General features: G+C 66.0%; 8 protein-coding genes. 6 read left to right on the forward strand and 2 right to left on the reverse strand.

The window, feature by feature from the left end; all coding sequences use genetic code 11:
• Positions 1-58: 58 nt before the first annotated feature.
• Positions 59-1795 (reverse strand): STAS domain-containing protein, encoded by a 1737-nt coding sequence (locus LAN61_04435; protein MBZ5539753.1) that lies wholly within the window; start codon positions 1793-1795, stop codon positions 59-61.
• A gap of 231 nt (positions 1796-2026) precedes the next feature.
• On the opposite strand from LAN61_04435, the gene LAN61_04440 reads away from it, so the two are divergent.
• Together LAN61_04440 and LAN61_04445 are read left to right on the forward strand one after the other, a co-directional pair.
• The gene (locus LAN61_04440) at positions 2027-3004 is read left to right on the forward strand and encodes a 4-hydroxy-3-methylbut-2-enyl diphosphate reductase (GenBank protein ID MBZ5539754.1); all 978 of its coding nucleotides are present in this window, start codon (positions 2027-2029) and stop codon (positions 3002-3004) included.
• Positions 3005-3130: 126 nt separating this feature from the next.
• Positions 3131-4120, forward strand: coding sequence for an arginase family protein (locus tag LAN61_04445; GenBank protein ID MBZ5539755.1), 990 nt, complete (start codon positions 3131-3133; stop codon positions 4118-4120).
• A 321-nt stretch (positions 4121-4441) separates the two neighbouring features.
• Here the strand turns inward: LAN61_04445 and LAN61_04450 are convergent, their stop codons facing one another.
• Positions 4442-5368 carry an MBL fold metallo-hydrolase gene (locus LAN61_04450; GenBank protein ID MBZ5539756.1) on the reverse strand — a complete coding sequence of 309 codons (927 nt, stop codon included), beginning with the start codon at positions 5366-5368 and terminating at the stop codon, positions 4442-4444.
• Positions 5369-5807: 439 nt separating this feature from the next.
• On the opposite strand from LAN61_04450, the gene LAN61_04455 reads away from it, so the two are divergent.
• The 4 genes from LAN61_04455 (at position 5808) to LAN61_04470 (ending at position 11976) form a co-directional block, all read left to right on the forward strand.
• Positions 5808-7193 carry a sigma-54 dependent transcriptional regulator gene (locus LAN61_04455; protein ID MBZ5539757.1) on the forward strand — a complete coding sequence of 462 codons (1386 nt, stop codon included), beginning with the start codon at positions 5808-5810 and terminating at the stop codon, positions 7191-7193.
• Positions 7194-7534: 341 nt separating this feature from the next.
• Positions 7535-10462, forward strand: coding sequence for a response regulator (locus tag LAN61_04460; GenBank protein MBZ5539758.1), 2928 nt, complete (start codon positions 7535-7537; stop codon positions 10460-10462).
• A complete protein-coding gene (locus LAN61_04465) occupies positions 10459-11148 on the forward strand; it encodes a hypothetical protein (protein ID MBZ5539759.1) in 690 nt (229 codons plus the stop codon). Before LAN61_04460 ends, LAN61_04465 begins: the two co-directional genes overlap by 4 nt.
• 24 nt (positions 11149-11172) lie before the next feature.
• Positions 11173-11976, forward strand: a complete 804-nt coding sequence (locus LAN61_04470) for a PEGA domain-containing protein (GenBank protein MBZ5539760.1) — start codon at positions 11173-11175, stop codon at positions 11974-11976.
• Positions 11977-11988 lie beyond the last annotated feature (12 nt).

Consider the following 11988-nt stretch of genomic DNA (forward strand, 5'->3'; position numbering starts at 1 on the left):
CGGAGCGAGGTTGTTCCGGACGCAGGGAGGCGTGCGCGGCGGGCAGCGGACTGGGGCGCTACCCGCGCGGTATGTCGGCGAGAGAGTTGTCGGTGGCCCGCCGGCCCCAGTGCTCGACGGGGGGCGCGTCGGGACCGATCTCGCGGAAGATGGCGCGCGCGCGTTTCAGGGCCTCGGCGATGTTGGGGCAGATATTCTCGCGGCCCACGTGCTCCTCGAATTCGGCCTGGTGCATGAGCCGCGCGGGCTGTTTCGGCGCGCCGCAGAGAATGAGGCCGCGCCGGGAAGCGTGGACCACGTCGGCGAAGTGCTCGAGGGCCTGCAATCCGGTGGCGTCAATGGCGGTCATGTTGCGCAGGCGCAGGATGACGATGGGCGGAAGTTCCGCGACGCGGGAGATGACTTCCTCGAGCTTGTCGGTGGCCCCGAAGAGAAACGGCCCGTGAATGCGGAAGACGGCGACGTAGGGCGGAATGTCCTTGTCCTGGAGAATGTGCACGCGGCCCTTTTCGACGTACTCCGGGGTCACTTGGGAAACCGTGGTGGTCATGGTGACCTTGCGGATGAAGACCAGCGCGGCCAGGATCATGCCGGCTTCGACGGCCACGGTCAGGTCGGCGAAGACGGTCAGGCCGAAGGTCAGCAGCCAGGTACTGATTTCCAGGCGCGAGAGCTTCAAAAGTTCGGGAATCTCCTGCCATTCGCCCATGTTGTAGGAGACGACGAAGAGGATGGCGGCGAGCACGGAGAGCGGGATGAACTTGGCCAGGGGCGCGGCAAAGAGCAGCACGGCCAGCAGCGTCAGGGCATGAATCATGCCCGCGACCGGTGTTTTCCCCCCGGAGCGGATGTTGGTGGCGGTGCGGGCGATGGCTCCGGTTGCCGGCAGGCCGCCGAAGAGCGGCGAAATGATGTTGGCCACGCCCTGTCCGAGCAGTTCGACGTTGGGGTTGTGCTTGTCGCCGCTCATGCGGTCGGAGACCACGGCGCTCATCAGCGATTCAATAGCGCCGAGCATGGCCACGGTGATGGCCGGGGAGATGAGCGGGCGGATCAGATCCACGCGGAACGTGGGGAAGGCCAGATGCGGCAGGCCGGCGGGGATGCCGCCGAAACGCGTGCCGATGGTTTCCACGGGCAGGTGCAGGGCCCAGACCGCGGCGGTGGCTGCGAAGAGCGCCACGATGTAGCCGGGAACTTTCTTGATGTAGCGGGCGAAGACGATGATGAGGGCCAGCGCCGCGCAGGCCAGGGAGGTCTCCAGCACCGAAAAGGAGCGGAAATTGTGCGCCAGCGTTTCCATGCGCCCGAGGAAATCGCCGGGAACTTTGTCGACCTTCAGGCCGAAGAAGTCCTTGATCTGCGTGCTGGCGATGATCACCGCGATGCCGTTGGTGAAGCCCACGACGACGGGGCGGGGGATAAACTTCACGGCGGAGCCCAGACCGGTGGCGCCCAGAACGACCAGCAGGATGCCGGCCAGCAGCGTGCACATGTACAGGCCGTCGACGCCGTGGTGCAGGACGATCCCGGAGATCACCACCACAAAAGCGCCGGTGGGCCCGCCGATCTGCATCTTGGAGCCGCCCAGCGCGGAGACCAGAAAGCCCGCCACCACCGCGCAATAGATACCGGTTTGCGGGGGCATGCCCGAGGCGATGGCAAAGGCCATGGCCAGGGGCAGGGCAACCAGGCCGACGGTGACGCCGGCGATGAGGTCCGAGAAGAAGTCGCGCTTGGAATAGTTCCGGAGCGTTAGTACCGATTTAGGAAGCCACTCAGTCAGGTCGAACATTTTTCGTCCCCAAAATTATAACATCCGGACCGCCTGTTGTGCAGGGCCGAGGCTGCGCGGCACGCAAGTAGGCATGGGGGAGGGCCGGGCGGAGGAAAGCGGAACGGAAGAGCTGGTCTACTACTGCGCCGGGAGGGGGGCCGGCGGGGCCTGCAGGCCGCGAAATGTAAAACACGGATGGCTCCCGGGAGCGGGTTTAAGGTATTATTCTTTTTTGTTTGCACCGCCATTATGACAAAGCAACCGACCGGGAAGAAGGACGGAAAAGTGCTGTTACGCGTGCGGCCGCGGGGATTCTGCGCGGGCGTGGTGCGCGCGGTGGATATCGTGGAGCTGGCGCTGGAAGCTTACGGCGCGCCGGTCTACGTACATCATGAAATCGTGCACAACACCTACGTGGTGGAGCAGTTGCGGCGGCGCGGCGCGATCTTCGTGGAGACGATCGGCGAGGTGCCGCACGGCGCGGTGCTGGTCTTCAGCGCGCACGGCGTGCCGCCCACGGTGCGCGACGAGGCCAAGGAGCGCTCACTGCGGGTGATCGATGCCACCTGTCCTTTGGTCACCAAGGTGCATCTCGAGGCGCTAAAGTTCGCCCGCGAGAGGCGCACCATTATTCTGATCGGCCACAGAGACCACCAGGAGATCGTGGGCACTTCGGGCGAGGCCCCGGAGCAGACCATCGTGGTGGACTCCGTGGAAGCAGTGGACGCGCTGGAAGTGCGGGACCCGGAGCGGCTGGCGTTCCTGACGCAGACCACACTGAGCCTGTACGACACGCAGGAGATTGTCGCCCGGCTGCGCCAGCGCTTTCCGAAGATTTTGGGACCGGCGAGTGACGACATCTGTTACGCCACGCAGAACCGCCAGGAGGCGGTCGAGCAGGTGGCCAAGGATGTGGATCTGATCCTGGTGGTGGGTTCGCCGAACAGTTCGAATTCCAACCGGTTGGTGGAAGTGGCACAACGCCACGGGGTCAAAGCCCAGCTGATCGACTCGGCCACGGACATCGACCCTGCCTGGCTGGAAGGCGTGAAGGGCATCGGGCTGACTGCCGGGGCCTCGGCGCCGGAAGTGCTGGTGCAGCAGGTGAGCGACCGCCTGGCGGGGTTTGGCTTCACCGACCAGCGCGACTTGAACTTGATCCGCGAAGATGTGCGCTTCACGCTGCCACCGGAACTGGCGACGATCGCGCCGGCGCCGCGGCGCTAGGCGGGAGAAGAGATGGAAAGGTAGAAGCGTGGAACGGTTGCAGAGGTTTGGTTTTGCGGCAGGGATAGCCCGCAGGGACAGACCAGAGCGCGGGCGGCGGGGAACTACAACAATAAGGAGTGAACTTTGGCGGTTCGAATCGTCCGTCAGCCGAAGAAGATTGCCCTGATCGGGGCGCCCTCGAGCGCCGCGGCCTTCGCGCCGGGTTTGGAGAAGGCCCCAGCGGCGCTGCGCGCCGCGGGACTCATCGAGCGGCTGCAGTCCATCGGCTACGAGGTCACGGACCTGGGCGATTGCGCGCCGCGCCTGTTCGCGCAGGACGACGAACATCCCCGGGCGCGCAATGCCGCCGAAGCGGTGGCCGGGCTGAACGATCTGCGGCTGCGCGTGGAGCAGGGAATCAAGATGGGCGCGCTGGCGCTGGTGCTGGGCGGGGACTGCGTGCAGAGCATGGCCGTGGTGGCGGGAGCGCGGCGCTATTACAAGCACGTCAATCTGCTGTGGCTGGACCGCGACGCGGATCTCAATACCCCGGCGTCGACGCCTTCCGGGCGGCTGGACGGCATGGTCGTGGCGGCCTTCACGGGGCGCGGCGCACCCGAATTGGTGCGTTTCTGGGGCGAGCCGCCGCTGGTGCGCGAGGTGGACGTAACGCTGTTCGGCATCGAACGGCTGGATCCCGCGGAGCAGGAATTTCTAAACAGTTCGCCGATGCGCCGGGTTTTCGCCGTGGATGCGCAGCGCAAGGGCGTGGCCGCGGCGGCGGAGCAGGCCCTGCAGGAGATGCATGCCGACGGGCGCGACTTTGTCCTGCACTTCGATGTGGACGTCATCGCCCAGGAGGAGCTGAGCGCCGTGCCGGTGGGCGGCTCCGGCGGATTCAACGCCGCGGACGTGAGCGAGGCCCTGCGCGTCTTCCTGGCGCACAAGCGAGTGCTGGGGCTGGACATCGCGCAGTACAATCCGGAAAAGGACGCCGATGGCGCGGGAGCCCGGCTCCTCGTGGAGCTGCTCGCCGAGGCCCTGGCCGCGCGTTTCGCAGCCCTGGAGCAGCCCGAGGCGCAGGCCGCCTCTCCCGCGGAGAACGGTCCCGGCGCCACAACGTCCGTTTCCTGAAGCAGCGCTCGCGCTTTTCTCTTCCTTTCCTCGCGCCGTACCCAAACAGCGGCATTCGACAACGAAAAAAAAGCCAACTTTCCAATGCGTTCCTTGCAACGCCGGCCATGCGCTGAATTCCGCCCGGGAGTTAACCCGGATTTCTCACCAGGACGGATGCAAGATGCCGCAATGCCCGTACGGAGAGCGGTTGGAGAAAATTCTCCCGGTGGGATGTAAACCGACATTGCGCCGGGAGCGCCGGAACAGGCAATCGTGCTCGTGCTGCAGGGGGCGGGGCAAGCCCCGCCCCTACAGCGTGACTCTTGTGAGAAATGCAGGTTAACGGCTATGCGGGGGCTGCGCGGCATCGGCGCGCTTGCGCCAGTAGCGGGCCAGGCCCATCCAGGAGAGATCGAGTCCGCCGTTGAAAATGTAGTGCGCCGCTTCGGCCGCAGGCAGTGCGCGCAGGATTTCGCCTTCCATCTGCTCGACAAAGGCCCGCGCCGCGGCAGCTTCGTCGGCGTGCGTGCGCAGCAACTCGCCCGCGAGTGCGGTCCACTCGCGCAGGCGCTCGCGATAGCGGGAGAGGTGGTCCGCGGCATCGCGCACGAAGCCGAAGTGCGTGAGCAATAGGCGTGCGGGGCGGCGCGCGGCGATGGCGTTGAGCGAGGCGTACCACAGTTCCATGTTGATATCCGGCGGGGGAGTGGCGGGGAGGATCAGCGCCTGGCCCTGAATGCGGATGCCCCCGGTGTCGCCGATGAACGCGACTCCTTCCAGGGAGTCGAAATAGCTGACGTGGTGCGAGGCATGACCGGGAGTGTAGACAACGTCCAGTTTGCGCGCGCCGAAGGCCAGCGTCTCGCCGCCTTCGAGGATGCGCAGATTTTCCTGCGGCACGGGCAGAAACTCGCCGAACAGGCGCTGGATATTTTCGCCGTAGAGGCGCTTGGCGCTGGCCATGAGCTTCGCAGGGTCGGCCAGGTGCGGCGCGCCGAGCTTGTGCACGTAGACCGCCAGCCGGGGGTTCTCGCGGAGGAGCGCGCCGGTGGCCGCCGCATGGTCCAGGTGGATGTGCGTGAGCAACACGGCGTTGAGATCGGCCACGGCCAGGCCGCGGGAACGCAGTTGCGCGCGCAGCGTTTCCAGCGTGGCAGCGGGGCCGGGATCGACGAGCGCGCTATGCCCGTCGGATTCGAGCAGGCAGGCCGCGATGGAACGCGGGCGCCCGGTCCAGTTCAGATCAAGAAGGGTGATGGCGGCCATGACGAAACTAAAAGTATAACTCTTCCGCGGGATTGGGGGCAAAGCCCGCAGGCCCTGCCGGCAGGAAATCAGCGGCCGTCGCAGCTATGCGGCGCTGAGAGTCAGCGGAAAGATCGTTCCAGGCTCGAAAGCAGCCCAGCCCGCACGATTTCAGAAGGACCGAGGTACCGAATTGCAGGAGGGGACAATGGAAAACCGCGGGCTTAGTTCCAAAACGGGAAAATATACCCTTGTAATCTTGTATTCCACACATAAAGAAAGATTTATATCGGTAATTGCGAGAGGACGGTTGACACTAGTTCCATTTTGGAATAGAAGAGGGTTAGTGCGACGGTAACTAAACGATTGATTCTACGTTCGGTAATAAATATTCCGAAGTGGAACCAAGGGTGCAGTCATTTCCGATATGGGAGCCATCGGACAGAAGAAGGCGAGTGCCATGAATGAAGAGATCCTCTCGCGGTGCGCGGCCCCGATGACCGTGCTGGTGGTGGACGACGAGCAAAGCACGCGCGAACTGTGCGCGACCGTGAGCGCGGAGTGCGGCATGAAGGTGCAGGCGGTGGGGAGCGCGGAGGAAGCGCTGGAGGTGCTGGAACAGTTTCCCGTGGACATTCTGCTGACCGACCTCAAGCTGCCGAATACCAGCGGCCTGGATCTGCTGAAGCGCGTGCGCGGCCTGTACCCGCACACGGCGGTGCTGGTGCTCACGCAATACGGCTCCATCGAATCGGCCGTGGAAGCGACGCGGCTGGGCGCGGTGGATTACGTCACCAAGCCCTTTCATGTGGAAGAGTTGAAGGCGCGGCTGGAGCGCCTGGCCCGCGACTTGGAGCTGGACCAGGAGAACCGCCTGCTGCGCGAGCAACTGCGGACACGCCCGGGTTTCGGCGGGCTGATCGGCCTGACCCCCAAGATGCAGCGGGTCTTCAAGATGATCGAGCGGGTGAGCCAGCACGAATATCCGGTGCTGATTCTGGGGGAGAGCGGCACGGGCAAGGAGCTGGTGGCGCGCTCCATCCACTTCTCCGGGCCGCGCAAGGACAAGCCTTTCGTGCCCGTGGACTGTTCCTCGCTGGTGCCCACGCTCATCGAGTCGGAGCTGTTCGGCTACGTCAAGGGCGCGTTCACCGGGGCATTCAACGCCAAGCAGGGGCTGCTGGAAGCCGCGAACACCGGCACGCTGTTTCTCGACGAGATCGGGGACATGCCCGTGGACATGCAGGCCAAACTGCTGCGCGCGCTGCAGGAGCGCGAGGTCAAGCCGGTGGGCTCGACGGAGCGCCGCTCCATCAACGTGCGCGTGATCGCCGCCACCAACCGCGACCTGGAGCAAGCCATCCGCAACGGGCAGTTCCGCCAGGACCTCTATTTCCGGCTCAACGTGGTGCAGCTGAAGCTGCCGCCGCTGCGCGAGCGCAAGAGCGACATCCCCATCCTGGTGACCAGTTTCCTGGAAAAATTCTGCGATCCGCAGCAGGCTCCGCGGACCATCTCCAACGACGCCCTGCAGCGGCTGATGGCCTACGACTGGCCGGGCAATGTGCGCGAGCTGGAAAACGCCATCGAGCGCGCGGTGGCTTTGGGTTCGGGACCGATCGTGCACGTCGCCGACCTGCCTTCCAATCTCATCTACCCCACGGGGGACCGCGCCCCGGAGAGGGAAGAGCTGCTGCCGCTGGAGGAGCTGGAGCGCCGGGCGATCCTGCGCACGCTGCGGCAGACGGGTGGCGACAAGCTGGCCACGGCGCGGCTGCTGGGCATCGGCAAGACCACGCTATATCGTAAACTCAAGCAGTACCACGTGGATCATTCCCCTCAGTAGCATCACTCCTTCCGCCGCACCCGGCCCCTTCGCACAGAAGATTTCCCGGTCATTCCGGGTGCTGAATTTGTCAGCTCCGCCATTGGCGCCCAGGCCCACTCTGGGAATTCCACCCTCCCGGAAGTATCACCTCGAAACTCAGCGCTGAGGCTGTTCGAATCAGAGTCCGCTAACCCTAAATAATTTCAGGTAGTTAGACTTTGATGCGATGGCGACGCCTGTGCATATGCAGTTCTGGGAAGAAAAAGCGCGCAGCCCTGTACCCGAGAGACCTGCGCCCAGGAGAACTGGCAATAGCCGGGCGGATCTGGGCGCAGCGGTGCGGTACCGCCGGAGACTTAATGACCCTGTGGGGAAAACAAAAAGAGCCAGCGCGGTTCGGTTCCAGTGTGGCGCAGGCGGCCGCGGCAGGAACTGCGCGGGAAGAGTTGCTGCAAATCGCCCTGCGCGTTCTGCGGGAACGCACCCACGCGGACCGTATCGGAGTGTGGCTCAGCGAAGCGCAGGGTGAGGCGGTGTTCCGGGGCAGCGTGTGGGATGCCAGCCAAGCGGACACCCCGGCGGCCTGGAACCGTCTTTCGCCGGAGATCTCCCCGCTGCGCAAATTTGCCGTGCGGGGAGAGAGTGTGGAGCAAGTGCTGGACGGCTCCCCGGAGATGCCCGTCATCGGCCCGCTGGTGGGAATGCAGCGCGCGTTATGGGTGCGGGTGCAAGCGCAGGGATGCTGGCAGGGGATGATCCTGGTGGCTTCGCGGCGGCGTCAGGCGGATTTCCCGCGCGCGGCGGTGGAATCCCTGGCGGCGGAACTGGCCCTGGCGCTGGCCCTGGAAGCAAGCCAGGAGCAGTCCGGCGCGCGGCATGCCGACCTCACCTTCGCCCGGCGCATACTGACCGCGGCGGAGAGCGGCAGCGATACCGACACGCTGCTGCGGGAGCTCGCACAGGAGGGGCCCAAAGACGCAGGTGTCGGCTTCCTCGCGGTGGCCCGGCTGTCGGAGGAAGACGCGGGGGTGCTGGATTTCGCGTGGAAGAGCGGCGATTTGCAGTGGACCGCGCAACTGTCGGATGAGCCGCTGCAGAGCCTGTGGCGGCGCGCGCTGGAGACCGGGCGTGCGGTGGGCAGCGAGCCCGTGGAGGCCTTGCCGGAAGGGAACTACGCACGGTGGGTGGCGCTGCCCCTGGCGCGCGGCGGCCGGCCATTGGGCGTGCTGGTGGCCGGGCTGCGCCGCGGCCGCTCTTCGCTGGCGTCGCTGGAATGGCTGGAGCTGCACGCCGCTCTGGCCGCCGATCTGCTCGCGCGCCTCCGGCGGCGCGAGGAAGAGCGGGCCCGCGAAGCCGCGGTGCGCAGCCGTGTGGAAATGGCCGGCGAACCTCTGCTGCTGCTGAATGCCGGGGGCCAGATTGTTGCGCTGAGCGCGGGCGCCCGGCGGCTGCTCGGCGAGCCCGCCGTGCAGGCGGGCGCTTCTTTCGCGGACCTCTTCCGCGCGCGTCCGGCACCAGAACCGGCGCAAGAGGTCGCCGCGTGGATTCACGCGGCGCTGGGAAGCGCGGCGGGCAGCCTGCCACCGCTCGAGGGAGAATTGCTTTCGGGCGCGCGTGTGCGCGCGCGGACCCTATTCCCGCTGCCCGAGGACCTCCTGGCCGTCGCGCTGGAGCGCCCGGCGGCCGAGACCGGGGCGCCTTCGGGAAGCCTCGCAGAAGACCAGCTGCTCACCCTGCTGGAGTGGGTCGAGCAGGGCGTCGTGCTCTACGACGCGGAGCAGCACATCCGGGCCATGAACAGCCGCTTCGCGCAGATCGCCGGGCTCGAGCTTGCGCCGGGCGGGCGGCCGCAGACGCTGGAGGCCCTCATCGAGCAGGTCAGTCCGCTGGCGGCCGAGCCGGAAACGCTGGCACGCCGCTGGCGCGAACTCGCGCGCATGCAGGAGGGCGGCGTGCGCGAGGAGCTGCAACTGGCGCGGCCGGTGCCGCGGATCCTGGAGCGCGCAGCGCGGCCGGTGCTGGACGCCTCCGGGCAATGCGTGGGCTGGCTGGAGATCTACCGCGAACTGACGGCGCAGCGCATCTTTCAGTCGCGGCTGCTGCAAGCGGAAAAGCTGGCGGCGCTGGGGCAAATGGTCGGCGAGGTGGCCCACGAACTGAGCAATCCGCTCACCAGCATCCTCGGCTACGCGCAGCGCCTGCTGCTGCGCCGCGACGCCCCGCAGGGCGAGGAGGTCCAGAAGATCTACCAGGAAGCCGAGCGCGCCGGGCGCATCCTGCGCCAGCTGCTGCAGAGCAGCCGGGAGGTCCGTCCGGAGCGCAAGCGCGTTTCGCTGAACGCCATCGTCCTGCGCGCGCTGGAGCTGCAGCGCCTGGGCATGCCCGCGGGGCAGATTCGCGTGGAGACGGAGCTGGATCCGGCCGCGCCGCAGCTGATCGGCGATCCCGACCAGTTGCAGCAGGTGGTGATGAATCTGGTGGCCAATGCCCAGCAGGCCATCGAGCACAGCCGCGGCCGCGGCGTCATCCGCGTCACCACGCGGCGCACCCGCGAGCGCAGAGTGCGCCTGGAGGTGGCCGACGACGGCCCGGGCATCCCGGCGGCGCTGCTCGCGCGCATCTTCGATCCCTTTTTTACCACCAAGCCGCCCGGGCTGGGCACCGGGCTGGGGCTGGCCATCGTGCTGAGCGTCGTGCGCGAGCACGGCGGGCAGGTGCACGTGACCAACCGGGCGGGCGGCGGCGCGCTGTTTTCCGTGGACCTGCCGCTGGCCGAACAGGAAGCGGCGGGCGGGCGGGTACCGGCAATGCGCAAGGCGCCCGGGGCGCCGCCGTCCGAGCGGCAGATCGCCGCCGGGCCGCCGGAAGCACCCGCCGGTACGCGTGTGCTCATCGTGGAGGACGAACCCACGGTCGCGAACCTGCTCGCGGAGGTTCTCCGGGACGAAGGCATGACCGTCGAGGCGCTGCTCGACGGGCGCGAGGCGCTGGCGCGCGCCGCGCAGCGCCGCTACGACCTGGTGATCTGCGATCTGAAGATGCCGGGGCTCGGCGGGCAGCAGTTCTACGAGGCGCTGGCCAGCGCGGGAAGCCCGCTGCGCGACCGGGTAATTTTTGTGACCGGAGACCCGCTCTCCACGAAGACGCTGGAATTCTTCGAACACCACCGCCTGCCGTACGTTCCCAAGCCGTTTCGCGTGGAGGAACTGCTGCAGACGGTTCGCGGCGTGCTCCAACAACGCGCCGCGGTCATCTCCAAACAGGCAACAGCGAGGCACTCATCATGAGGACGCAGCACGATTCGATTCTGATCCTGAGCCGGGACGCGGACTTTGCGGCCGCCTGCCGGAGCGCTCTCGAATCCGGAGCAGGCGGCCTGCAAGTGGAATTTGCCACCGGGTTTGAGCACGCGCGGCTGCTGGCCGAGCGGACCAACCCCTGGCTCGTGGTTCTCGACGAACCCGCGCTTGCGCCGGTTGTCCCGGAGGAGACGGAGGGACAGCCGTCTCTGGATTTGGCGGTGACGCTTTTCGCCGACATGACGCCGGTGGTCGTCCTCGGAGCGCCCGAGCACCAGGGGGAGATTGCGGCGCTGGTCGCCGCCGGAGCCGCGGAGTTCGTCGCCCGTTCCGGCGACTTCTTGCGCAGCACACTGGCGCTCATCGAGCGGCGGCTGCAGCAGCGGGAGCAGGAGGCTTCCGGGGCCTCGTTTCCTCTCGCGCGCGAGCGGGCGGAGAGACTCGAGGCAGATTTCGGGGAAATGCTGCGCCATGAACTGAATAACCCGCTCACCGGAATCCTTGGCAATGCCGAACTGCTCCTCGCGGAAGTGCGCCGGCGCCGGGACGGCCGGCTGCCGCAGGGCGCGCAGCAGCGCCTGGAAACCATCACGGACCTGGCCGTGCGGCTGCGCGAGACGGTGCGCCGTCTGAGCCAGCAAGTCGACGAGCGGCAGACGCGGACGACGGTGTAAGGCGCGGTTTCCTGGGAGGTTTGTATGCAGCGTATAAAACAGGTCCTGGTTTGTTTTTTGGCGTTCGCCGTTGCCGCACAGGGACAGGGAAATACGTTCGACAAGGTGCGGTACAACGGGGGGTCGGTAGACTCAAAAGTGAACCCGAAAGATTGGGACAACCACCTGACAATCACCTCGGACACGATTACCCTGGCTCTGAAGGACGGTAGAAAAGTTGATATTGCCGCGAAGTCGGTGACCTCGCTCAGCTACGGACAGGAAGCGCACCGCCGCGTGGGAACGATGATCGCCTTGGCTGTGCTCGTTGCTCCCGTCGCTCTCTTCGGCCTCTTTCACAAAACGCGGCTGCACTACATAGGGATTCAGTACGCAACTCCAGATGGGAAGACAGGGGGCATTCTGTTGCAGGGCGATAAGGACAACTACCGCGCCATCCTGGTTGCATTACAAGGCGTGACTGGGGCGCCGGTTTCAGTGGGCGAAAAGGAGCGGGGGTTTGTCCCGGTGGGAATCCAAACCAACGTTTCAAAGGGAGAGGGCGAGGAGAAGACGGCTAAGGAAAAGGCTCCAGGCAATATGGGTGCGGAGAGTAAGCCCGCCGAAAGCGCGGCAAAGGAAACCGTGAACGTCTCTTCCAATCCGGCGGGAGCGGATGTGCTGGTGGATGGAGAGTTTGTCGGAAACTGTCCCGCTGTGCTCAAGCTCGGGTCTGGCAAGCACACCGTAACCGTGAAAATGTCCGGATATAAGGACTGGTCACGGGAGATCACGGTGCAGTCCGGGTCGGAAGTGCAGTTGACCGCGAACCTGGAAAAACGGAATTAGAGTCACGCGGCG

Source organism: Terriglobia bacterium (assembly GCA_020072785.1).
Lineage (GTDB): Bacteria > Acidobacteriota > Terriglobia > Acidiferrales > UBA7541 > Acidiferrum.

What these genes read in the sequence shown, in the direction of transcription:
- LAN61_04435 (MBZ5539753.1), bottom strand. Translation starts at nt 1,795, where the DNA reads ATGTTCGACCTGACTGAGTGGCTTCCTAAATCGGTACTAACGCTCCGG.
- LAN61_04455 (MBZ5539757.1), top strand. Translation starts at nt 5,808, where the DNA reads ATGAATGAAGAGATCCTCTCGCGGTGCGCGGCCCCGATGACCGTGCTG.
- LAN61_04470 (MBZ5539760.1), top strand. Translation starts at nt 11,173, where the DNA reads ATGCAGCGTATAAAACAGGTCCTGGTTTGTTTTTTGGCGTTCGCCGTT.
- LAN61_04460 (MBZ5539758.1), top strand. Translation starts at nt 7,535, where the DNA reads ATGACCCTGTGGGGAAAACAAAAAGAGCCAGCGCGGTTCGGTTCCAGT.
- LAN61_04465 (MBZ5539759.1), top strand. Translation starts at nt 10,459, where the DNA reads ATGAGGACGCAGCACGATTCGATTCTGATCCTGAGCCGGGACGCGGAC.
- LAN61_04450 (MBZ5539756.1), bottom strand. Translation starts at nt 5,368, where the DNA reads ATGGCCGCCATCACCCTTCTTGATCTGAACTGGACCGGGCGCCCGCGT.
- LAN61_04440 (MBZ5539754.1), top strand. Translation starts at nt 2,027, where the DNA reads ATGACAAAGCAACCGACCGGGAAGAAGGACGGAAAAGTGCTGTTACGC.